At 72.5% G+C, this 22,311-nt stretch carries 18 protein-coding genes; 7 read left to right on the forward strand and 11 right to left on the reverse strand.

Annotated features, from left to right (window positions below; all coding sequences use genetic code 11):
* Window positions 1-18 precede the first annotated feature (18 nt).
* Entirely contained in the window at window positions 19-1,023 is a 1,005-nt protein-coding gene (locus DVH02_RS09990; protein WP_114623412.1) for a Gfo/Idh/MocA family protein, read from the reverse strand.
* A 101-nt stretch (window positions 1,024-1,124) separates the two neighbouring features.
* On the opposite strand from DVH02_RS09990, the gene DVH02_RS09995 reads away from it, so the two are divergent.
* From DVH02_RS09995 to DVH02_RS10025, 7 genes are all read left to right on the forward strand, one after another.
* A complete protein-coding gene (locus DVH02_RS09995) occupies window positions 1,125-1,994 on the forward strand; it encodes a GntR family transcriptional regulator (protein WP_233518131.1) in 870 nt (289 codons plus the stop codon).
* Window positions 1,995-2,146: 152 nt separating this feature from the next.
* Window positions 2,147-3,160 (forward strand): sugar ABC transporter substrate-binding protein, encoded by a 1,014-nt coding sequence (locus DVH02_RS10000; RefSeq protein ID WP_456113489.1) that lies wholly within the window; start codon window positions 2,147-2,149, stop codon window positions 3,158-3,160.
* Window positions 3,157-4,197 carry an ABC transporter permease gene (locus DVH02_RS10005; protein WP_114623415.1) on the forward strand — a complete coding sequence of 347 codons (1,041 nt, stop codon included), beginning with the start codon at window positions 3,157-3,159 and terminating at the stop codon, window positions 4,195-4,197. Before DVH02_RS10000 ends, DVH02_RS10005 begins: the two co-directional genes overlap by 4 nt.
* Window positions 4,194-5,090 (forward strand): ATP-binding cassette domain-containing protein, encoded by an 897-nt coding sequence (locus DVH02_RS10010; RefSeq protein ID WP_233518132.1) that lies wholly within the window; start codon window positions 4,194-4,196, stop codon window positions 5,088-5,090. Before DVH02_RS10005 ends, DVH02_RS10010 begins: the two co-directional genes overlap by 4 nt.
* Before the next feature lie 281 nt (window positions 5,091-5,371).
* Window positions 5,372-6,529: an ROK family glucokinase gene (locus tag DVH02_RS10015; protein WP_114623416.1), complete on the forward strand. Its 1,158-nt coding sequence runs from the start codon at window positions 5,372-5,374 to the stop codon at window positions 6,527-6,529.
* Window positions 6,526-7,182, forward strand: a complete 657-nt coding sequence (locus tag DVH02_RS10020; RefSeq protein ID WP_233518133.1) for a hypothetical protein — start codon at window positions 6,526-6,528, stop codon at window positions 7,180-7,182. The genes DVH02_RS10015 and DVH02_RS10020 overlap by 4 nt, the downstream gene beginning before the upstream one ends.
* A 191-nt stretch (window positions 7,183-7,373) precedes the next feature.
* Entirely contained in the window at window positions 7,374-7,559 is a 186-nt protein-coding gene (locus DVH02_RS10025; RefSeq protein WP_114623417.1) for a hypothetical protein, read from the forward strand.
* Between the two features lie 41 nt (window positions 7,560-7,600).
* On the opposite strand, the gene DVH02_RS10030 is transcribed toward DVH02_RS10025, so the two are convergent.
* From DVH02_RS10030 to DVH02_RS10075, 10 genes are all read right to left on the reverse strand, one after another.
* Window positions 7,601-9,220 carry an FAD-dependent monooxygenase gene (locus DVH02_RS10030; RefSeq protein WP_114623430.1) on the reverse strand — a complete coding sequence of 540 codons (1,620 nt, stop codon included), beginning with the start codon at window positions 9,218-9,220 and terminating at the stop codon, window positions 7,601-7,603.
* 86 nt (window positions 9,221-9,306) lie between these two features.
* Window positions 9,307-10,149, reverse strand: a complete 843-nt coding sequence (locus tag DVH02_RS10035) for an SAM-dependent methyltransferase (protein WP_114623418.1) — start codon at window positions 10,147-10,149, stop codon at window positions 9,307-9,309.
* A 124-nt stretch (window positions 10,150-10,273) separates the two neighbouring features.
* Entirely contained in the window at window positions 10,274-10,909 is a 636-nt protein-coding gene (locus DVH02_RS10040; RefSeq protein WP_114623419.1) for a dTDP-4-dehydrorhamnose 3,5-epimerase family protein, read from the reverse strand.
* 83 nt (window positions 10,910-10,992) lie between these two features.
* Window positions 10,993-12,102 carry a DegT/DnrJ/EryC1/StrS family aminotransferase gene (locus DVH02_RS10045; protein WP_114623420.1) on the reverse strand — a complete coding sequence of 370 codons (1,110 nt, stop codon included), beginning with the start codon at window positions 12,100-12,102 and terminating at the stop codon, window positions 10,993-10,995.
* 34 nt (window positions 12,103-12,136) lie between these two features.
* On the reverse strand, window positions 12,137-13,198 hold the full coding sequence (locus DVH02_RS10050) for an NAD-dependent epimerase/dehydratase family protein (protein WP_114623421.1): 1,062 nt from the start codon (window positions 13,196-13,198) through the stop codon (window positions 12,137-12,139).
* Window positions 13,182-14,639 (reverse strand): NDP-hexose 2,3-dehydratase family protein, encoded by a 1,458-nt coding sequence (locus DVH02_RS10055; protein ID WP_114623422.1) that lies wholly within the window; start codon window positions 14,637-14,639, stop codon window positions 13,182-13,184. The genes DVH02_RS10050 and DVH02_RS10055 overlap by 17 nt, the downstream gene beginning before the upstream one ends.
* A 139-nt stretch (window positions 14,640-14,778) precedes the next feature.
* Complete coding sequence (locus DVH02_RS10060; RefSeq protein WP_114623423.1) at window positions 14,779-15,621, reverse strand: methyltransferase domain-containing protein; 843 nt, start codon at window positions 15,619-15,621, stop codon at window positions 14,779-14,781.
* Between the two features lie 136 nt (window positions 15,622-15,757).
* A complete protein-coding gene (locus DVH02_RS10065) occupies window positions 15,758-17,026 on the reverse strand; it encodes a cytochrome P450 (protein ID WP_114623424.1) in 1,269 nt (422 codons plus the stop codon).
* Window positions 17,027-17,103: 77 nt separating this feature from the next.
* The gene (locus DVH02_RS10070; RefSeq protein ID WP_114623425.1) at window positions 17,104-20,343 is read right to left on the reverse strand and encodes a ferritin-like domain-containing protein; all 3,240 of its coding nucleotides are present in this window, start codon (window positions 20,341-20,343) and stop codon (window positions 17,104-17,106) included.
* Window positions 20,340-21,860, reverse strand: coding sequence for a flavin monoamine oxidase family protein (locus DVH02_RS10075; RefSeq protein WP_114623426.1), 1,521 nt, complete (start codon window positions 21,858-21,860; stop codon window positions 20,340-20,342). Before DVH02_RS10075 ends, DVH02_RS10070 begins: the two co-directional genes overlap by 4 nt.
* Window positions 21,861-22,311 lie beyond the last annotated feature (451 nt).

The following is a 22,311-nucleotide window of genomic DNA, read 5'->3' on the forward strand; positions in this document are numbered from 1 at the left end:
GGCGCACCCGACAGGCTCTCAGCCGCCCGGGATCTCCGCCAGCGCGACCGGGCGCCGCTCGCGCCGCGACAGCTCGCACGCCTCCGCGATGCGCAGCGCGTGCAGCGCCTCGCGGCCGTCGCAGGGGTTGGCCAGCGAGCCGGTGACCACCTGGAGGAAGGCGTCCAGCTCGGCCTCGTACGCGGGCGCGAACCGCTCCAGGAAGCCGGGCCACGGGTTGTCGCAGGCCGGCGGGCCCTTGGGCTCCGTCGAGGTGATCGGCGTACGGTCGTCGAGCCCGACCGCGTACTGGTCCAGCTCGCCGGCCAGCTCCATCCGTACGTCGTAGCCCGCGCCGTTGCAGCGGGTCGCGGTGGCGGTGGCGAGCGTCCCGTCGTCCAGGGTGAGCACGGCGGCGGCGGTGTCGATGTCGCCCGCCTCCGCGAACATCGAGGGCCCCGCGTCCGAACCGGTCGCGTACACCTCCACCACCTCGCGCCCGGTGACCCAGCGCATGATGTCGAAGTCGTGCACCAGACAGTCGCGGTACAGCCCGCCGGAGAGCGGCAGATACGCGGCGGGCGGCGGCGCCGGGTCTGAGGTGATCGCCCGTACGGTGTGCAGCCGCCCGAGCCGTCCCGACCGCACGAGTTCGCGCGCCGCGCCGTACCCCTCGTCGAAGCGGCGCATGAAGCCCAGCTGGAGCACCGTGCCCGCGGCCTCGACCTCGCCCACCGCGTTCAGGGTGCCCGGCAGGTCCAGCGCGATGGGCTTCTCGCAGAAGGCGGGCAGCCCGGCCCGCGCGGCACGGCCGATCAGATCGGCGTGCGCGGAGGTGGCGGAGGCGATCACCACGGCGTCCACGCCCCACGAGAAGACCTCGTCGACGGAAGGGGCCGCCGTCGATCCCGTACGGTCGGCCACGTACGCGGCCCGCGCCGCGTCCGTGTCCGCCACGACCAGGGAGCCGACCTCCCGGTGGCGGCTGAGTACGCCCGCGTGGAAGGTGCCGATACGGCCGGTGCCGATGAGTCCGATGCGCATGGGCTCAAGGTGGCCACAGGGCGCCCACCCTGTCAAGCAATTGTCCGGACAACCTGACTACCCGACTTCCCGTCAACATGGCATGCGACTACGCTCGGCGCGTGCCCACTCAGCCGAGATCATCCCGAACCGGACCGGAGACGGCCGGTAGCGAGACGGCCGGACCGGATACGGCCGTACCCGAGAGCGCCGTACCCGGGACGGACAGCGCCCCCTCACCGCCCCCCGAGCCCGCGCCGCTCCAGCTCGGCGTCGACCGCACCAGCCCGGTCCCGCTCTACTTCCAGCTCGCCCAGCAGCTGGAGGCCGCCATCGAGCGCGGCCGGCTCGCGCCGGGCAGCCTGCTCGGCAACGAGATCGAGCTGGCCGGCCGGCTCGGCCTCTCCCGCCCCACCGTCCGCCAGGCCATCCAGTCCCTCGTCGACAAGGGGCTGCTGGTGCGCCGCCGCGGCGTCGGCACCCAGGTCGTGCACAGCCAGGTCAAGCGCCCGCTGGAGCTGAGCAGCCTCTACGACGACCTGGAGGCGGCCGGCCAGCGCCCCGCCACCCGCGTCCTGCGCAACACCGTCGAGCCGGCCACCGCCCGGGTCGCCGCCGCCCTCGGCGTGGCCGAGGGCGCCGAGGTGCTGCTCGTGGAACGGCTGCGCTACGCCCACGACGAGCCGATGGCGTTCCTGCGCAACCGGCTGCCGATCGGGCTGTTCGACTGCGACACACCGCGGCTGGAGACCACCGGCCTCTACCGGATGATGCGCTCCGCCGGAATCACCCTGCACAGCGCCCGCCAGTCGGTCGGGGCGCGGGCCGCCACCGCCCAGGAGGCCGAGCTGCTGACGGAACCGGCCGGAGCCCCGCTGCTCACGATGGAGCGCACCACTTTCGACGACACCGGCCGCGCCGTCGAGTTCGGCTCGCACATCTACCGCGCCTCGCGCTACGCCTTCGAGTTCCAGCTCCTCGTACGCCCGTAGGCCCCGTCCGCCCCGGCCCCGCTGTCCTTCCGGGGACAATCCCGTACCCGATGGGTTACGTGAGGATGTCCATGACCGATACTTGGGCGCCGGGCCGGGTCTGTACGAGCCCCCGGCCGCACCCAGGACTACTTCGAGAAGGGCACGGCGTCGTGGCAACGGTTCGGACAGGGGTACGCGCGATGCGCGCGGTGCTCGCTGCGGTCCTCGGGGTATCGGTCCTCGCGGGATGCAGCAGCACCGGCGGCAAGCGCGCCGAGGAACGGGCCCAGCGGGCCGCCGAGGGGCGGGCCGCGGTGAACACGCCCCGCTGGACCGTGGCCATGGTCACCCACTCGGGCGACGGCGACACCTTCTGGGACATCGTCAAGGGCGGCGCCAAGCAGGCGGCCGTCAAGGACAACATCAAGTTCCTCTACGCCAACAGCGACGAGGGCCAGCAGCAGGCCCAGCTCGTCCAGTCCTACATAGACAAGAAGGTCGACGGGCTGATCGTCACCCTCGCCAAGCCCGACGCCATGAAGGACGTCGTCACCAAGGCCGTCAAGGCGGGCATCCCGGTGATCACCGTGAACTCGGGCGCCGAGGAGTCCAAGAAGTACGGCGCCCTCACCCACATCGGCCAGGACGAGTCCATCGCCGGTGAGGCCGTCGGCGAGGAGCTGGACGAGCGCGGCAAGAAGAAGGCCCTCTGCGTCATCCACGAGCAGGGCAACGTCGGCCACGAGCAGCGCTGCGCCGGCGCCAAGAAGACCTTCGGCGGCACCCTGCAGAACCTCTACGTCGACGGCACGAACATGCCCGACGTCCAGGCGTCCATCGAGGCCAAGCTCCAGACCGACCAGAGCATCGACTCCGTCGTCACCCTCGGCGCCCCCTTCGCCGACGCCGCCGTGAAGGCGAAGGCGAACGCGAACAGCAAGGCCGAGATCGACACTTTCGACCTCAACCCCAAGGTCGTCTCCTCCCTCAAGGCGGGCACCCTCGGCTTCGCCGTCGACCAGCAGCCCTACCTCCAGGGGTACGAGGCCGTCGACCTGCTCTGGCTCTACCGCTACAACGCCGACGTCCTCGGCGGCGGACGCCCCGTCCTGACCGGCCCGCAGATCATCACGGAGAAGGACGCCGACGCGCTCGCCGAGTACACCAAGCGGAGCACCCGGTGAGCGTGACCGCACCCCCCGCGGGCGACGAACGCCTGCTGCGCGCCTCGCCGCTGCGCACACTCCTGGGCCGGCCCGAGCTGGGCTCCGTCGTCGGCGCGGCGGCCGTCTTCCTCTTCTTCGCGGTCATGGCGGACTCGTTCCTGCGGCTCTCCAGCTTCGGGACGGTCCTGTACGCGGCCTCCACCATCGGCATCATGGCCGTCCCGGTGGCCCTGCTGATGATCGGCGGCGAGTTCGACCTCTCCGCCGGGGTGATGGTCACCAGCTCCGCGCTGATCTCGTCGATGTTCAGCTACGAGATGACGGCGAACGTCTGGGTGGGCGTCGGGGTGTCGCTGCTGGTCACGCTGGCCTTCGGGGTCTTCAACGGATTCCTGCTGACCCGGACCCGACTCCCCAGCTTCATCATCACGCTCGGTACGTTCCTGATGCTCACCGGCCTCAACCTCGGCGTGACGAAACTGATCAGCGAGTCGGTGTCGACCAAGACCATCGGCGACATGGAGGGCTTCGCCTCCGCCCGCGCGGTCTTCGCCTCGCAGCTGTCCCTCGGCTCCATCGACCTGAAGGTCACCATCCTGTGGTGGGCCGTCCTCGTGGCGCTGGCCACCTGGATCCTGCTGCGGACCCGCTTCGGCAACTGGATCTTCGCGGTCGGCGGCAACGACGACGCCGCCCGCGCGGTCGGCGTCCCGGTGGTGCGGACCAAGATCGGCCTCTACATGGGCGTGGCCTTCTGCGCCTGGATCTCCGGCCAGCACCTGCTGTTCTCGTTCGACGTCGTCCAGTCGGGCGAGGGCGTCGGCAACGAGCTGATCTACATCATCGCCGCCGTCATCGGCGGCTGTCTGATCACCGGCGGCTACGGCTCCGCCATCGGCTCGGCGGTCGGCGCCTTCATCTTCGGCATGACCAGCAAGGGCATCGTGTACGCGGAGTGGGACCCGGACTGGTTCAAGTTCTTCCTCGGAGCGATGCTCCTTCTGGCCACCCTGCTCAACGCCTGGGTGCGCAAGCGCGCGGAGGCTTCCCGATGACCCTGGTCGAACTCGACGACGTCAGCAAGTACTACGGCAACGTACGCGCGCTGGAAGGCGTCTCGCTGCGGGTCGAGGCGGGTGAGATCAGCTGCGTGCTCGGCGACAACGGCGCCGGTAAATCCACCCTGATCAAGATCATCGCAGGGCTGCACGGGCACGACGCCGGCGCCTTCCTGATCGACGGTGAGCCCGCCGCCCTGGCCTCCCCGCGCGACGCGCTGGACCGGGGCATCGCCACGGTCTACCAGGACCTCGCCGTCGTACCGCTCATGCCGGTCTGGCGGAACTTCTTCCTCGGCTCCGAGCCGACGAAGGGCGCGGGGCCTTTCAAGCGGCTCGATGTCGCCCTGATGCGCGAGACCACCCGTACGGCGCTGCTGGGCATGGGCATCGACCTGCGCGACGTCGACCAGCCGATCGGCACCCTGTCGGGCGGCGAGCGCCAGTGCGTGGCCATCGCCCGCGCCGTGCACTTCGGCGCGAAGGTGCTGGTCCTGGACGAGCCCACGGCGGCGCTCGGGGTCAAGCAGTCGGGCGTGGTGCTCAAGTACGTGGCAGCCGCGCGCGACGCGGGGCTCGGCGTGGTCCTCATCACGCACAATCCCCACCACGCGTATCTCGTCGGTGACCGGTTCGTGCTGCTCAAGCGTGGAGTGATGGCCGGGAGCCACACCAAGGACTCCATCACCCTGGACGAGCTGACGCGCCAGATGGCGGGCGGTTCCGAGCTGGAGGAGCTGAGCCACGAACTGGAGCGCGCCCCCGCACCGCCCCTCCCCGGCGCTCCCCCCACGGACGGGGCCGCCGGGGCCAGCGGGGCCGCCGGGGACGGCGGGGGCGACGGTCCGGCTCCCGACGGTCCGGCGTCCGGCGGGAACCCCGAGCGCTGAACCGGCGTCCTGTCCTGCGGCGGGACCCCTCCCGTACGGCCCGCGTACGGCCTCCCGTACCACCTGTCGTACGACCGCTGTGCGGCCCCCGACGGGCCGCACAGCGAACCCACCCGCCCCGGATGGCACAATCTGGCAGGGCGGACACCGTCCGCCGCCGCTGCCCGTCCGGGCCAGCCGGCCCCCGACCCCGCAGGGACGACACGACTCGTGCGAGCACCCAGCCGCCGCCCCACTCGGTACGGCAAGACTGAGCCGACGGCCACGAGGGGGACGCGCCGATGAGCACCTACCGCGACTTCGCCCACCGGGGCACCGCGCGCGCCACCGTCCTGCGGACCGTGGGCACCAAAGAGCGCCGCTCCCTGCTCACCGCCCCCCGGGTGCCGACCGTCGGCATCGACATCGGCGGTACGAAGGTGATGGCCGGTGTCGTCGACCCGGACGGCAACATCCTGGAGAAGCTCAGGACCGAGACGCCGGACAAGTCCAAGAGCCCCCGGGTCGTCGAGGACACCATCGTCGAGCTGGTCCTCGACCTCTCCGACCGGCACGACGTGCACGCCGTCGGCATCGGCGCGGCCGGCTGGGTCGACGCGGACCGCTCGAAGGTGCTGTTCGCCCCGCACCTGGCCTGGCGCGACGAGCCGCTCAGGGACGCGCTCTCCTCGCGGCTCGCCGTCCCGGTGATGGTCGACAACGACGCCAACACGGCCGCCTGGGCCGAGTGGCGCTTCGGCGCCGGGCGCGGCGAGGACCACCTCGTCATGATCACGCTCGGCACCGGCATCGGCGGCGCCATACTGGAGGACGGCCGCGTCAAGCGGGGCAAGTTCGGAGTCGCCGGCGAGTTCGGTCATATGCAGGTCGTCCCCGGCGGCCACCGCTGCGCGTGCGGCAACCGCGGCTGCTGGGAGCAGTACAGCTCCGGCAACGCCCTCGTACGGGAGGCCAGGGAGCTGGCCGCCGCCGACTCCCCGGTCGCGTACAACATCATCGACCGGGTCAAGGGCAACGTCCACGAGATCACCGGACCGCTGATCACCGAACTCGCCCGCGAGGGCGACGCCATGTGCGTCGAGCTGTTCCAGGACATCGGCCAGTGGCTCGGCGTCGGCATCGCCAACCTCGCCGCCGCGCTCGACCCGTCCTGCTTCGTCATCGGCGGCGGCGTCAGCGCCGCCGACGATCTGCTGATCGGCCCCGCCCGCGACGCCTTCCGCCGCAACCTCACCGGCCGCGGCTACCGCCCCGAGGCCCGGATCGTCAAGGCACAGCTCGGCCCGGAGGCGGGCATGGTCGGCGCCGCCGACCTCTCCCGGCTGGTGGCCCGGCGCTTCCGGCGCGCCAAGCGCCGCCGCGTGGAGCGCTACGAACGGTACGAGCGCTACGCGCAGGCCATCCGCAATCCGCGCACGCCCCAGGACCCGGCGTCATGACCCTGGGCAGCGTGCGCGACACCGTGGCGGCGGCCCCAGGCGGCCCAGGCGGCCCCGGCGACGGGGGTGGCGGGGGCGGCGGCGAGATCCCGGGCCCCGGCTCGGGACCCGGCGGCCGTCCGCCGGAGGACCGGCGGCACCGCAACCGCCGCCGCTGGCTCACGGCCATCGTCATCGTGCTGCTCATCGGCATCCCGGCGGGCTATCTGGTGATCTCCGCCGGGCAGAGCCGCGACAGCGGGCGGGACAAGGAGCTGGAGTCGTCCGCGACCGGCCTGCAGCCGCTGCGCCCGTCCAAGATGAAGCGGCGCGTCTTCGAGGTGCCCGTCCCCGCGGGCGCCACGGACGTGCGCTACTTCGAGACCAGCAACTGGCGCACCAGCCGCCTGTACGTGCAGTTCGACGTCACCTCCGGGCGGCTCGACACCTTCCTGACCGAGCTGGGGACCAGCCGCTCCGCGCTCAAGGAGGGCTCCTTGACCATCACGCCCCGCGACCGGGACGTGGTCGGCTGGAACTTCGGCATCCCGGGCCACGACTGGGCGGGCCTCAGCCACCGGCAGGAGAGCCCCAGACCCGACCAGGACGTCGTGGTGGACCTGACCGACCCCGGATTCCCCCGGGTCTTCGTCGTCTCGGCCACCACGCCCTGAGACACGCCGAGAGGCGCGCCCGGCGCCGGGGTACGGCCGGCGGTGTGTGTCGGAGCTGTCGTCGCGCACGTTCGACTCCGGAGGGTGATACATCGGGTCATACGGTCATACGGTCAGGCGCCCGCCGCCCGCGAGCCGGGTATGCCCGAGGTGTCGCACGCTGGTGGGGTGACTTTGTGTGCGGTGGTTCGTTGTCCTGCGACGCGGTCGCCGAGGTCTTCGCGGACGGCCGCCCCGCGCCGAGGCGCCTGGTCCGGCTGGCCGTGGGGAACGTGCCGGGCTCGGCGACGCCGGAGGAACAGCTGCGTTCCGCCGGGGTCGACGCCGAGTCGGTCGCGGCGGCGGTGCGGCTCCTGGTCGAGAAGATCATGGTCTGAGGGCGGTGTGGGCGGGCGCCCCGCCGCCCGCCCACACCGCTCTACGGCACCCGGTCGCCGCGCACCGTGTCGACGAACGCCGCCGGGTCGCGCGGCGGATCGTCGCCCCGCCACGCCACATGGCCGTCCGGGCGGACCAGCACGAAGGACCGCTCGTAGAGCCCCGCGACCTCCGCGTCGCCCCCGGCGCGCACGGTCAGCGGCACCCCCTTCTCGGCGAACGCGCGCTCCACCGGGGCGAGTTCCCCGTGCTCGGCGAAGCGCAGCAGGACGAACCCGCGCCCGAACAGGTCGAGCGTGGAGGTGGTGGCGTCCCACCAGGCGTGCGCGGCCCGCAGGCCCGGCTCGCTGCCGGGGCGCCAACCGGCGTCCGGCCCGCCGGGACCGTCCGGACGCCGGTTGGCGCCCGGGTCCTCGATGACGGCGGGGGAGCGGTAGCGCTGCCGGAAGTGGATCTCCGGGGCGTCGAACTCCCGCCGCGCGCCACTGCTCTCCAGCCGCTTCGCCATCTCCGCACGGGCCCGCTCGCCCACGGGTCCGTCCAGATGGATCTCGGGGGGAACCTCTCTGCGCAGGGTGCGCCGCAGATTGACGTTGGCCTCCTCCAGACTCTCCAGCGCGATCGGCCTGCGCTCGGTCTCGTACGTGTCGAGCAGCCCGCGCCCGGCCCAGCCCTCCAGCGTGGCGGCGAGCTTCCAGCTCAGGTCGGCGGCGTCGCCGATACCGGTGTTGAGCCCGAAGCCGCCGGCGGGCGCCAGCGTGTGCGCGGCGTCGCCGGCCAGGAAGACCGGCCCGGCCCGGTACCGGTCGGCGACGCGGTGGGTGAGGTGCCACGCGCCGTCGCTCAGCGGCTCCACCGGGGTGTCGAAGGCGAGCGCGTCACGGATCAGCGTCAGCGCGTCGGTCTCCTCCGCGCCGTCGCCCGCGCCCACGACCAGGTTGTACAGGTCGCTGCCGTTCAGCGAGCGCAGCGGGAAGCGCATCGTGGACGACCGCATGAGGAAGTGGACGAGGGCGGCCCGCTCCCCGAGCCGCTCCCGCAGCTCGGGGGCGCGGAAGAGGATGTTGCGGAAGACCTCCGTGCGGTGGCGGGCCGGCGCGTCGATGCCGCAGGCCCGGCGGACGGGGGAGGAGGCGCCGTCACAGGCGACCAGGAACCGCGCCCGGATGCCGGTGGCCGTCCCGGTGACGTGGTCGGTGAGGGTGGCGTCGACGTGGTCGTCGGCCCGTACCACGTCGTCGACGGTGGTGCGCAGCCGCAGCGGACCGTCCGGGTGGACGCCCACGGCCCGGGTCAGCACCGGGTTCAGCCAGTGCGCCGGGCACATCTGGTCGGGCTCGGGGGTGTGGGTGAACGCCGGGCGGTTCGCGGCCGTTCCGCGCCGGTACCGGTAGATCTCGTGGCCGCCGACCCTGGTGACCCAGGCGATGTCCAGCGGATGGTCGGCGGGCCATCCGGCGCCCCGGACGGCGTCCGCGACGCCCCAGCGCCGGAACAGTTCCATGGAGCGCGGGCCGATGGTGCTCACCTTGGGATGCCGGACCTTCCCGTCCCCGGCGTCGGCGACCACGCAGTCGATCCCCCGGTACGTGAGGTCGAGCGCCAGCGCCAGGCCGACCGGGCCGCCGCCCACGATCAGCACGTCGGTCCGCACATCGATCTGCCCGTCGGTTCGCCCGTCCGTCCGCCCGGACGTCCGCGCGTCCGTCCGGCCGCCGGACCGCGCCGGGCCCGGGGCGGCGCCGCTCACGGGCGCTCCGCGATGACGAGGAGGCAGCCGAAGTCGTCGACTCCCGCCAGGTCGGACGGCCGGAAGGCGTCCTCGGTGAAGTCGAAGTTGCCCTCGTTCATCGCCGCCGGGCGGTCCTGCGCCGTCGCCACCTTGCCCAGCTCCTCGGCGAGACGCAGCGTGGTCTGCTCGGTGATGTCGAGGATGCCGCGCAGCCGCAGGCCGCTGCGGTGCAGCAGCGCGACGTAGTCGTCGACGTCGGCCGTGGTGGACATCAGGTCGCGGCAGAACTTGTCGATGCCCGGGTGCCGTACCTCCTTGCGCGGGTGGCGCTCGAACACGTCGGTCAGCACGAGCCGGCCGCCGGGGGCGAGCACCCGGGCCACATCGGTGAGCACCTGCTGCCGGTCCGGCATGTGGCAGAGCGACTCCAGGGCCATCACCGCGTCGAACGAGTCGTCCGCGAAGGGCAGTCTCATCGCGTCGCCGTGCTGGAACACGGCCCGGTCGGCGAGTCCGGCCTCGGCCGCCAGCCGGTTGGCGGTCTTGATCTGCTCCTCGCTGACGCTGATCCCGGTGACCCGCGCGCCGGTGTGCGAGACGAGCCGCAGACCGGGGCCGCCCACCCCGCAGCCCAGGTCGAGGACGTGGGACGTGCCGTCCACCCGCAGCCATTCGGTGAACACGTCGGTGAGCCGGTCCATCGCCTCCTCGATGGTGGCCTTGGAGTCGGGTGTGTCCCAGTAGCCGATGTGCACGTTGGGGTTGAAGGTGCCGTCGTGCATCGCGCTGAGTGTCAGCCGGTCGTACAGCTCTCCGACGGCTCCCGGTACGGGCAGGGTCCGGGTGGTTTCTGTCATGGCAGCGGCCTTTCGGTTCTGGGTGCGAACAGGTGGTACGGGAAGGCGGTACGAGCGGTGGTGTCGGGGCGTCCGCCGAGGTGGACGCGGTGGGGGGCGTCCGCGCGGACGCGGGCGGGGCGCGTCAGGCGTCCGCGACCACCGTGGCCTCCGGCAGCCGCCCCCGCTCGATCTCCCGGCAGCGGGCGTAGTCGGGCAGCAGCCCCCGCTCGCGCGCCTCGGCGAGCGTGGGCGCGGCGCGGTCCCGGTCGGAGAGGACGGGCACGCCGTCGGTGAGGGGCAGCGCGAGGGCCGGATCGAGGACGGACAGGGCGAGTTCGTGCTCCGCCACGTAACTCCCGGAGAGCATGTACGACATGACGGTGTCGTCCTCCAGCGCCACGAACGCGTGGCCCACCCCGACCGGGAAGTAGCTGGTGCGGTGGTCCCGCTGGTCCATCAGCACCGAGTCCCACACGCCGAACGTGGGCGAGCCGACCCTGATGTCGACCACGATGTCCAGCGCGCTGCCGCGTGCGCAGTAGACGTACTTCGCGCAGCCGGGCGGTGTCACGGTGAAGTGGATGCCCCGGACCACGCCGCGCCGGGACACACTGTGGTTGGTCTGCGCGACCCGGAACAGCGGGGCGCCGTGCGCCTCGGCGAACGCCTCCTCCTGGAACGGCGAGAGGAACAGGCCCCGGTCGTCGGGGAAGACGCGCGGGGTGAACTCGATTGCTCCCTCGACGGCGAGTTCGCGTGCTTTCACAGGGGCTCCCATGGGTCGGTGGACGGTCGGACGGCCGGTGGCCGGTGGCCGGGCCGGGCCGGAACGCCGTGGTCGGCGTGGTCGGCGTGGGGTGGTCACAGCGTGGTCAGCACCTCGCGCACCGCGTGGATGACCTTGTCCTGCAGGTCGGGCGCGAGCGAGGGGTACATCGGCAGCGAGAAGATCTCGGCGGCCAGCGCCTCGGTGACCGGCAGCGAGCCCTCGGCGTATCCGAGGTGGGCGAAGCCGGTCATGGTGTGCACCGGCCACGGGTAGCTGATGTTGAGCTGGATGTCGTAGGCCCCGAGGCGCTCGATGATGTCGTCGCGCCGGGGGTGGCGCACCACGTACACGTAGTAGACGTGCTCGTTGCCGGGGACGGTGCGCGGCAGGACGAGACCGGTGTCGGCGAGGCCGTCGGCGTAGCGCCGCGCGACGGCCCTGCGGTCCGCGATGTAGGTGTCGAGCCGCCGGAGTTTGCGCCGCAGGATCTCGGCCTGGACCTCGTCCAGTCGGCTGTTGTGGGCCGGGGTCTCCAGTGTGTAGTAGCGGTCCTCCATGCCGTAGTAGCGCAGTCGGCGCAGCTTGCGCGCCACGGACCCGTCCGAGGTGATCGTCGCGCCGCCGTCCCCGTACGCGCCGAGGACCTTGGTCGGATAGAAGGAGAAGGCGGCGGCGTCACCGGTCGTGCCCGCGGGCGTGGTGCCCTGCCGGGCGCCGTGTGCCTGGGCGCAGTCCTCCAGGATGACCAGCCCGTGCCGGTCGGCCAGCTCCCGCAGGGGGGCCATGTCCACGCACTGCCCGTACAGATGCACCGGCAGGAGGCACCGTGTGCGTGCGGTGACGGCCGCCGCCACCTGGCCGGTGTCCATCAGGAAGTCGTCCGCGCGGACGTCGACGAAGACCGGGGTGGCGCCCGTGGAGTCGATGGCGACCACGGTCGGCGCCGCCGTGTTCGACACCGTGATCACCTCGTCGCCCGGTCCCACACCGAGCGCCTGGAGTCCGAGCTTGATCGCGTTGGTGCCGTTGTCGACGCCGACGCAGTGCTCCACCCCGTGGTAGGCGGCGAACTCCGCCTCGAAACCGCGCATGCTCGCGCCGAGCACGAGCTGCCCGGAGCCGAAGACCGTCTCCACGGCGTCGAGGACGTCCGCGCGCTCGGTCTCGTACTCCGCCAGGTAATCCCAGACACGTGTGGTCATGTACCAGCCTTTCCGGAGATCGGAAGTGGGTCCCTCACCGGCTCTCCCGCCGCTGTACGGCGAGCGCGGCGACGGTGCGGCGCACCCCTTCGGGCAGCGAGGTCCTGGGGCGCCAGCCGGTGGCGGCCCGGAACGGGGAGGAGTCGATGGTGACGCTGCGGAAGTCCGTCACGGGGGCGTGCGCGGGCGGATCGACGGACACCACGGCGACCGGGAGGCGCCCCGTGTGGTCGGACGTGGTGCGGGCGACGAGCCGGAAGACGTCGCCGAGCGCGTCGCCCCGGCCCGCGCCGAGCAGCCAGTGGCCGCCCACCAGGGCGTCCGGGTGGTCGAGCGCGGCCGTGAACGCCGCGGCGATGTCGTCGACGTGGACCAGGTCGCGCCGCACCGTGCCGTCGTGCCACATGGTGAGCGTCTCGCCCGCGAGCGCCCGCCGCGCCATGGCGGACACGACGCCGCGGTCGCCGGGGCCCGGCCCGGCGCACTCGCCGAACACCGTGGGCAGACGCAGGCTGATGCCGCGTACCAGGCCGTCGGCCGTGGCCTTCTTCAGGAGGTGTTCCGCCGTCAGTTTCTGCCGGTCGTAGACGGTTTCTGGCCGGTCGGGCTCGCTGCCGTCGAGCGGCTCGCGCGGCGGTGCGCCGACCTGCGAGGCGGCGCCGCCGTACACCACCAGCGGTGGCCCGCCGTCGGCGGTCGGCCCCAGCACGTCGACGAGGTCCCGCATCACCCCCACGTTGACGCGCTCGGCGTCCGGCTCGGTCTCGGCCGCCCGCCATCCGCCGTCCGCGAGGAGCAGATGCACCACCGCGTCCGATCCGGCGACCGCCTCGGCGAGCGCCGCCCGGTCGGTGAGATCGGCGCTGACGACGGTGGTCTCGGCGGGTCCTGGCGGGGGCGCGCTCGGTCGGCGCGCGACCGCCCGCAGCCGGACGGGACGGCGGGCCAGCGCGCGGGTGACGGCCGACCCGACGAAGCCCGAGGCGCCGAGCACGGTGATCAGCGGTCCACGCGCGCGCGCCGTGTCACACTCCCGCGCCGTGTCACACTCCCGCGCCGTGTCACACTCCCGCGTCAGGTCACACTCCAGCGTCATGCCGCGCTCCTTCCCGGGGCCGGGTGGCCATCGCGTTGAGGCAGGCCAGCAGGGTGCGGGCCTCCACGTTGAGGTAGTGGCCGTGCCGGGTGAGGGCGCCGAGCTGGGCGGGGGTGGCCCAGGCGTAGCCGGGGGGCGGGTCGAGCGCGGCGTCGGCGCCGACGGCTTCGACGACCAGATACCGGTTCCGCGCGTTGAGGAAGCGCCCGCCCTCCTCGGAGTGGACGGCCTGGTAGCGGACGCGCGAGGCGGGGACGCCGAGGACGGCGTCGAGGAAGCGCGGGCGCTCCTCGGGCGGCAGGTGGGCGTAGTTGCCGGGGGTGCACTGGACGGTCGGGGCCAGCTCGACCGTGTCCAGGCAGCCGCCCTCGGCCCGCGCGTGCACCAGGACATGCCGTACCCCGCCGATCTCGCGCAGGAGGAACGCGGCGATCCCCACCCCGACGGGTTCGAGCAACGGCTGTGTCCAGCTGACCACTTCGCGGTTGCCGGCCCGTACCGAGACGGCGGCGATCCTGAAGTAGCGGCCGTCCTCGTGCTCGATGGTCTCGGCGCCCTGCCGCCAGCCGCGTACGGAGGAGAGCGGGACGCGCTCGGCGCGTACGTCGTGCCGGGAGCGCTCGCCGGTGAACCAGGACAGGAGCTGTGTGTCGGACAGGAGCGCGCCGGGGGTCCGGTCCGGTCGCGGCAGACAGGACAGCACCGTCCTGGCATTCATGTTGATCAGGTCGTCCACGTGCAGGAGTTCGGCGATCTGACCGAGCGTCAGCCAGCAGAAGTCGTCGAGCGGCGGGATCTCGCCGCGGGTCTCGACGACCATGTTGCGGTTGGACTTGTGGAAGAACCACGAGCCCTGCTCCGACTGGAGGGCGTCGACGATGACACGGTCCCGGTCGGGCCGGAAGAAGGGCTCGATGAGCTTCACGTCCGTGCCCCGGTGGGCCCGGGTGTAGTTGCTCCTGGTGGCCTGCACGGTCGGTGAGAGCTGGAGCAGATTGGGGGTGCCCGGCTCCATCTTGGCCTGCATCAGGAAGTGCAGCACCCCGTCGAACTCCTTGGCCAGGATGCCCAGGATGCCCACCTCGGGCTGTCTGATGACCGGCTGGCGCCACTCCCGGCGCGGCCCGTCGCCGTGGGGTCCGTCCCGCTCCACCACATGCATGCCCTCGACGGTGAAGAACCGCCCGCTGCTGTGGCCGAGATTGCCGGTGCCGCGCTCGAACCGCCACTCGTCCAGCCGCGCGAACGGCACCCGTTCCACCTGGAAGACATTGGCCCTGCGCCGCTCGGCCAGCCAGGCGCGGACCTCCTCGGTCGGCAGCAGCGAACCCCGGGCGGTCGCGGCCGACAGGGCGATACGGTCGGCCTGTTCGCGGTCCTCGCGCGGCCGTACGGCGGCGGGGTACGCGGTGGTGGGCGGTGGGACGAGACGGGACGGCATCGGGGGGACTCCCTGTCTGCGAGGCGTCAGGCGTCAGGCGTGGGGCGTCATGCGTCATGCGTCGGGCGTCGGGCGTCGGGCGTCGGGCGTCGGAACGGAAGCGGGGTGCGCGTCCGGCCGTCGGCTCAGGGCCGTTGGCTCAGGGCCGCCGCGCGGTGATCAGCACGTAGCCGGTGTACGGGTGCTTCCCGAAGGTCTCCATCAGGTCGGCCGCCGCGCCGATCCGCTCGGCGCCGCCCGGGTCGAGGGAGGCGGCGAGTTCCCGGAAGGCGGCCGCGACGTGCCCGTAACTGGCGCGGACCTGTTCGCCGATGTCCGTCATCGCCAGCAGCTGCCAGCCCGACTCGGCGAGACGCGCGGCGTGTTCGTCGGGCGTGTTGATCCCGGCGATCCGGTAGACGCTCAGCATGTTGTCGAACAGCGCCCGGTCGCGGCCGGTGAAGGGCCGCCGTCGGCACTGGTCGGCGACGACCAGCCGGCCGCCTGGGCGCACGACGCGGCGGATCTCCGACAGCGCGGCACACTGGTCGGGCATGTGCAGCAGCGACTCGATCGCCAGCGCGCCGTCGAAGGAACCGTCCTCGAAGGGGAGGTCCATGGCGTCCGCCAGCTGGAACGAGACCCGGTCGCGCGCGTCGTGACCGGCCGCCCGCTCGGCCGCCTGGGCGAGCTGCCGCTCGCTGACGGTGATGCCGCTCAGGCGTACGTCGTACGCGCCCGCGATCCGCAGCGCCGGATCGCCGTTGCCGCATCCCACGTCCAGGATCCGCTGGTCCCGCCGCGGGGCGAGGTGACGGGCGACGAGATCGGTGAGGCGGTCGGTGGCCTCGGCGATCGGGAGGTCGTGCTCGCCGTCGTCCCAGTACCCCACGTGGATGTTGCCGCCCAGGGCGGTGGTGGCTCCGGCGTCGGCGAACTGGTCGTACGCCCGGCCGACGGAGCCGGGAGTGGAACCGGGGGCGGTGTCGGACTGCTGCGTCATGGGTGCCTTCTCTTCGTGCGGTGCGGTGCGGTGCGGTGCGGTGTGATGCGGTGTGGTGCGCTGCGGTGTGGTGTGGTGTGACGCGGTGTGGTGTGACGCGGGGCCGGGGTTGGGCCGGGCCGGGCCGCCGCGCCGGTCAGGGGAGTGGGGACGGCGCTCCCGGCGGGGTGAGGACCAGCCGGGTCGGTCCGTGGAAGACCATGTCGTCCGCGTAGTCGACCTGTTGACCGCCCTCGCCCAGCCAGGGAAGGCCGTTCAGCAGCGCCTTGAGGCCGATCTCGGCCTCGGCACGGGCCAGCGTCGCGCCCAGGCAGTAGTGGATGCCGAGACCGAAACCCAGGTGCCGGTCGGCGGGGCGGCGCACGTCCAGGACGTCGGGGCGGGGGAAGCGCGCGGGATCCCGGTTCGCCGAGCCCAGCAGGGCCACCACGCGGCTGCCGCGCGCCACCTCGTGATCGCCGACGCGGGTGTCGTCGTACGCCCAGCGCGTCACCGCCTGCACCGGGGGGTCGTGGCGCAACAGCTCCTCGACCGTCCCCGGCGGCAGTTCGGGCGCGGTCCGCAGCTCGTCGAGGAGGTGCGGGCGCGCCCGCAGCGCCAGCACCGCCTTCGCCAGGAAGTTGGTCGTGGTCTCGTGCCCGGCGGTCAGCAGGTGCACACAGGTCCCCACGATGCCGTCCACGGTCAGCGGCGCACCGCCGTCCCGGGCGCGTACGAGCAGGGTGAGCAGGTCGCCGCGGTCGTCCCCGCGCCGCGCGCGCACCTCCCGCCGGAAGTAGCCGGCGAACTCGCGCGCCGCCGCCTCGGCCCCCGGGTAGCCGCCCGTACCGCCGCGCGACCGGGTGGTACTGGCCTCCTGGAGGGCCACCGCGTTCTCGCGCAGCCACGCGTGGTGCTCCCGCGGAATGCCGAGCAGCTCGGAGATGACGAGGACGGGGAACGGTGCCGCGAAGCCCTCGACCAGGTCGGGCGCCCGGTGCGGGGCGAGCCGCTCCAGCAGCTCGTGCGCGATCCGCGCGATGCGGGGCCGCAGCCCGGCGACGACCGAGGGCGAGAACTCCGAGGCGAGCAGGGACCGCAGCTCGGTGTGGCGCGGCGGGTCCAGGAACACCAGCCAGTTCTCGACGACGGCCCGCAGGGCCCGGTACTCGGCGGGTACGGGCACGGGCACCGCGTCGGCGTCGCCGGACGCCACGCGGGCGTCCCGGCCGAACCGGGTGCTCGACAACACCCGGACGACCTCGTCGTAGGAGAAGACGTAGAAGGTCTCCGGGCCGCCCGCGCCCGACGCCCCGCGATGGACCGGCGCGCTCTCCCGGTAGCGCCGGTACACCGGGTACGGGTGTGCGATGTCCTCCCTGTCCCAGCCCTTGAGGTCGAACCGCGGCAGCGTCGCGGACGGCATGCGCTCTCCTTCGGTTGGCGGTGTGGCGTCGCCGTTCGCGGCACGCCGACGGGGGAGCCCTCGGCCCCGCGTCCGGATCAGCCGGGCGGCCGGAAGCGGTCGGCCCAGAACGCGCTCATCTCTCCCACCCGGGCGGGCACCAGGGGCTGTTTGCCGCAGGCCGCCGCCAGGTGGTCCAGGCGCAGCGCGATGCCGCGCCTCGCCACATCGGGACGGGCCACCGGGGCGGGGTGCTCGGCCAGTTCGAACGACGGCCCCGCGGTCGTGCCCCGGCGCCCCGAGTCCAGCGTCACCAGCAGCTCCGCCAGGGGGCGCATCAGACCCGTCATCATGTCGATCGCCCCGTTCATCAGGTCGGAGCGCCGCAGGCTCCCGTCCGGGCGCTCACCGAAGTGCTGCGCCATGAGCTGCAGCGCCATGAAGTAGGAGCGGTTGAACAGCTCCATGACCGACCGGGCGTCCGGGGCGGTGACCGTCACCATGGCAGGACCGCCCGGCCCGAGGGTCGGGTTGCGTACGACGGGGTAGGCCGGGTTCCAGCGCTCGCCGCCCGGCCGCGCCCGCCCCGTCGGCGCGCCGCGCAGCAGGTCGGAGATCCGCAGGAACGAGGCGTGGTGCGAGTCCTCCGCGACGCGCGGCCCCAGCACCCCGCCCTCGCCCTGTTCGGTGATGACGTCGATCGCGAACAGCGCGCTGGAGAGGTCGTCGACTTCGAGCTGGTAGTCGGGGTGGTGCCGGTTGACGGACTCCCGCAGGAAGAGGTGGTGTTCGCCGCCGCCCCGGCCCCGGTCCACCAGAAACAGGCCGGGGATCCGCCGCAGCCCCTCCCGGATGTCCGCGTACAGCTCGCTCGGCGATCCGTACGGCTGCCGCTCGTCGGGGTACGCGGGCGCCTTCGCCGCGTCGCCCCGGCGCACCTCGCGGACGAGATCCGCCGGCCGCTCGATCAGTACGAACCGCTCGACGCTGCCGGGCCCCAGCGCCTCCAGGGAGAAGTCCAGCGGCACCGGCAGCTCGTGGTTGAGGGTGGAGAAGTCGATCCGGGGCACGTGGAACGGTTCGCCCATGGCGATGAGGATGTTGTTGACGAGGAGAAAGTGGATCATCTCCTCGCGGGCGATGTTCAGCAGCATGCTGCGGATGCCCTCGTCGAGGGTCTCTCCGCCGTCGCCGCAGGCGAGCCGGGCCTGCTCGGGCGTCCACACGCCGCGCCGTACGTACTCCACCGCCGCGCCGTGGGTGGGTAGCGAGTACGCCGCGTACAAGTACTGCAGCATGACGGCCAGTTCGATCGCGGCGGCGTCGCGCAGCGCCTTGACGAGCCCGGAGCGGGTGGTGATCGTGCCGCTCACCAGCCCGGTGGCGGGCACCGTCAGGAGGACCTCGTCCGGCGTCTGCTGGGCCCGCAGGAAGGCCAGCAGGAGCCGCGCCTTCGGTGCGGACAGGTCCCGGGTCGGCGGCATGTAGAAGGTCTTCGCCTTGTTGCGCGGGTCGCACATCTGCCAGATCAGCTTCGCGTACGTCTCGACCTTGCACCGGTCGGCCAGACTGAAGACCTCCGCCTTCATGAAGGAGTACAGGTGTTCGTAGTAGGCAAAGACCTCCGCGTACACCAGGTCGAAGGTGGCCTCCTCGGGGCCGATCCCGTCCAGCCGCCAGTCGTCGGGGAGCACCCGCACCGACAGATATCCGGCGCCGGGCCAGTAGCCGAGCGCGTCGTCGTGGTCGTAGCCGACCATGGCGGAGCCGGGCAGGTCCGGGTCGCACGGCAGGTCGCCGATGCCGGTGGACAGCAGCACCCGGGCGGTGCCGGCCGCCGCGCCGCGCAGGGTGAACCACCCCAGCCCCGCCGCGTCCGTGGCCAGCGCACACGTGCTCGCCCAGGCGCCCGGGGCGTCCCGGCGGCCCGCGCGCAGCCGGACGATGTCGACGTCGGAGCAGCGCGCCTCGGGGGAGCGGGCCGCCGGGTCGCGCGGCAGCGCCCGGGGGTTGAAGAACTGCCGTACGCCGATCCCGTCGACCGCGCCGGGACGCCCGCGCACGAAGGACCGTACGGGCACCTCCACGTCGTGCTCGGCGTCGTCCGGGGTCCTGGGATGCTCCAGGAAGAGACAGGCGTCGTCGGTCTGGACGTTGACCTCCCGCTCGCGCAGCTGGGTCACCGGGCCGCCGCCGGGTCCCGTGCCCACCAGAACGAGCCCCTCCCCGGCCGCCGCCTCCGCCGGTATGCCGAGCGGAACGGTGACCAGGCCGCAGGTCAGGCCGTAGCCCTCGCCGAGATACGCCTGCCGGTCCACCCGGGCCACCAGCGCGCCTGATACGGCCGTGCGCAGTTCGAGATCGCCGATGTCGGCCGGTCCTGACAACGCGGTGATCATGTTGAGAGTGACCTGATCATCCGTCAGTTCGCAGGTGAGGTGGTGCGGTGCGCCGGGTGACCGGCCGGGAGGAGAGCGGTCGGGGACGAGCAGCCGGCCCGCCGGATACGTGCGCGGCTCGTGCGGACGCCAGGGCGCGATCGTCCCGTGCAGCCGCCACCGGGTCGGCCGGTCGGGCGCCTGCGGAGCCGACCCGTGACCGAGGGCGAACTGCACCACGAGGCCGCCGGTCTCCGCACGGGCCACCGCCGCGCGCAGCCGCCGCAGCGCCGGAGAGCCCGCCACCCCGTCGAGCCAGGTCAGCTCCTCGTCCTCGGTGACGAACTGGTGGACCACGGAGCGGCGCAGCCGCTTCGGCGGCCAGGGACCGTCGGCCTCACCGCCGTGGTCGGTGCGGTGCCACCTCGGCGGGTGGCAGCCGCGCACGGCGCCGCTCGCCGCGTACCCCGCGTCGTGGGAGCGCCCGTCGCGCCCGAAGCAGAACCGCCCGACCATGAGCGCCGTCGTCCAGTCGCAGGACGGATCGACGTCGAAGACACGGGCCCGGTTGACGGTGGTGGCGAGGTACTCGTTGTAGTGCCCCCACATGTCGACGGCGCGGCCGACCAGCGGATCGGCGGTGTCGATCCGGCCCGCGCGTTCCTCGACACTGACGATCCGCGCGTCGATCGAGAAGTGCCCGTTCCCGGCGAAGTTCTCGCCCTTGGCCGCGTTGAACGGCCCTTCGGGCGCCGGGCGCCCCGTGCTGTCGAACCGCGGCCCGAGACCGTCGAGATGGTCGTGGTACTCGGCGGGCGGGCGGTGCGCCGGGAAGGGCGCACCGTCGGCGGTGAGGGCCGTGTTCGTCGCCAGATCGACGAGTCCGCCCCGCGGGCCGGTGGGCAGATGGGTCGTCGCCACACCGCGGAAGTGCAGCCGGGGCAGGTCGAATACGCTCACGCGGACTCCTCCGAGCGGCTCGGCCGGGTGGCGGCGAATACCCGGTTCGCCCGCGGCTCGTACCACTCGATCTCGTGCGCCGCGTCGATCGCCGACTCGATCGCGCCCTCGATCCACGCGGGCTTCGACGAGCAGTGCTCACCGGCGAAGGAGAGCCCCCGCTGCGGCCGGGCCGCCTCCCGGCGCTCCGCCTCGCGCAGGGCCGCCTCCTGGTTCCAGCGGACCGTCGCGGCCCCCCGGGACCAGTGGCGCGTGCCCCAGTCCCGGCCGGACACGCCCAGCACCATGCCCGGTCGGCGCAGTTGGGGGTGCATCACGCTCAGTTCCTTGATGACGACCGCGTTGCGCTCCGCCTCGCCCAGTCGGCTGAGCGTGTCGGCGTCGGGCCCGATGCTGTAGCTGGCGAGCAGCACCGCGCCGTACGCCGGATCGCCGTCGGCGGGCGGGTAGTAGGTCTGGCGCACGTGCCCTCCGGTGAAGGAGGCGCCGCCGCTGATCCCGTCCTGCTCCCAGAAGGGCTCGCGGCAGTGGAAGGCGATCTTCGTCGCGGCCCAGTACTTCGTCTGGTGGACGATGTCCAGCTTCTCCTGGTCGAAGCCGGTCAGCGGCATCTTCTTGAGCACTGTGAACGGGATGGTGCACACCACGTAGTCGCAGGTCCTGGTGAACGTCCTGACACCGTGCCGGATCCGCAGGTCCACCGCGTCATCGCGGACGTCGATGCCCACCACCTCGCGGCCGGTGACGATCTCGCCCCGGATCCGCGAGGCGAGCCGCCGGGGGAGCGCGTCCATTCCGCCGCGCAGCCGCACGATGGTCGAGCTGGTCTCGTCCAGCACATCGTCGAGGAAACGCTCCAGGCGCGGCGGGCAGAACGACCGGACCTGGGGATGGTCGGAGAAGAAGGCGTGCAGATCGATTCTGTTTCCCGCTCTGCCGCATCTGTAGGGCGTCAGGTCGATGTGATCGACCAGATTGAGCAGTTCCACTCCTATGTCGTCGTGCAGCCCGTCGTAGAACTGGCGTGGTGCGATGGCTCTTATACTGGCGTCGAGCCAGGCCCCGAACAGCAGCGTATTGTCCTGGTAATGACGGTCCGGCAGCCCGCCTGCGAATTCCTCCACGAGCGTCTCGTGCGCGTCGCGCACCCGAATGTATCCGGAGGAACTCGGCAGGTACGCGGCGTCGTCGGAGAACAGCGTCCGGAATTCGCTCACCTGGTTCTGCAGGCCAAGCTCGGCGATGTAGTGCATGGTCAACCGGTGCCCGGCGGGAATACGCATCGCGCCCAGCTCGGCGGTCGGCCCCGAACGGCCGTTGCCCGGAAAGCGATGGGTGTGAATTCGGCCGCCGATCTCGTGGCTTCCTTCGATGATTTGGACGTGATGGCCGAGGCGTTCCAGTTCATAGGCCGCCACCAGTCCTGCGATTCCGGCTCCGAGTACGGTGACTTTCTTGGGACCACCGATGGCGCCGTCCGTATGGTCGAAGTCGATCTCCTGTAAGGGTGCCGTCACGGATTTCCTCCAGTACGCGATGTCCAGGGCCGGGGGAGCGTGTGCCTGGATGAACGCCAGCGCCTTTTCCGGTCCCGGAAGGGCGATGCCGGGGATTGCTTATCCGTCATTGTCCGCGCGGTGACGGCACGCCCGTATCCCCCGGCACACCCGGACACGGATGGTTCGCTCGGCGATCCGCCGACGCGATCGGGGTCCCGCGCCGCCGCCATCCCGCGCGAACGCGTGGGGTTTTGGCCGTACCGGGGCCAACGGCCCGGTACGGGGTGATGCTGGCGTGCGTGACCGAACGGCACACGGGCGGGAGGGGCACAGAGCGGGACGGCACACGGGCGGGACGGCACAGAGCCGGGAGGCACATGGACGGAACCGCACACGGACGGAACCGCACAGAGCCGGGACCGCACACGAGAGGTACTCACTCGTCGGTGACACGAGAACCCGAGGGAGG

It is taken from the genome of Streptomyces corynorhini (assembly GCF_003346515.1).
GTDB classification, from domain to species: Bacteria; Actinomycetota; Actinomycetes; order Streptomycetales; family Streptomycetaceae; genus Streptomyces; species Streptomyces corynorhini.

Coding starts and splice junctions, on each gene's coding strand:
- DVH02_RS10010 (WP_233518132.1), top strand. CDS start 4,194: ATGACCCTGGTCGAACTCGACGACGTCAGCAAGTACTACGGCAACGTA.
- DVH02_RS10045 (WP_114623420.1), bottom strand. CDS start 12,102: ATGACCACACGTGTCTGGGATTACCTGGCGGAGTACGAGACCGAGCGC.
- DVH02_RS10015 (WP_114623416.1), top strand. CDS start 5,372: ATGAGCACCTACCGCGACTTCGCCCACCGGGGCACCGCGCGCGCCACC.
- DVH02_RS10055 (WP_114623422.1), bottom strand. CDS start 14,639: ATGCCGTCCCGTCTCGTCCCACCGCCCACCACCGCGTACCCCGCCGCC.
- DVH02_RS10020 (WP_233518133.1), top strand. CDS start 6,526: ATGACCCTGGGCAGCGTGCGCGACACCGTGGCGGCGGCCCCAGGCGGC.
- DVH02_RS10050 (WP_114623421.1), bottom strand. CDS start 13,198: ATGACGCTGGAGTGTGACCTGACGCGGGAGTGTGACACGGCGCGGGAG.
- DVH02_RS09990 (WP_114623412.1), bottom strand. CDS start 1,023: ATGCGCATCGGACTCATCGGCACCGGCCGTATCGGCACCTTCCACGCG.
- DVH02_RS10040 (WP_114623419.1), bottom strand. CDS start 10,909: ATGGGAGCCCCTGTGAAAGCACGCGAACTCGCCGTCGAGGGAGCAATC.
- DVH02_RS10035 (WP_114623418.1), bottom strand. CDS start 10,149: ATGACAGAAACCACCCGGACCCTGCCCGTACCGGGAGCCGTCGGAGAG.
- DVH02_RS10060 (WP_114623423.1), bottom strand. CDS start 15,621: ATGACGCAGCAGTCCGACACCGCCCCCGGTTCCACTCCCGGCTCCGTC.
- DVH02_RS10065 (WP_114623424.1), bottom strand. CDS start 17,026: ATGCCGTCCGCGACGCTGCCGCGGTTCGACCTCAAGGGCTGGGACAGG.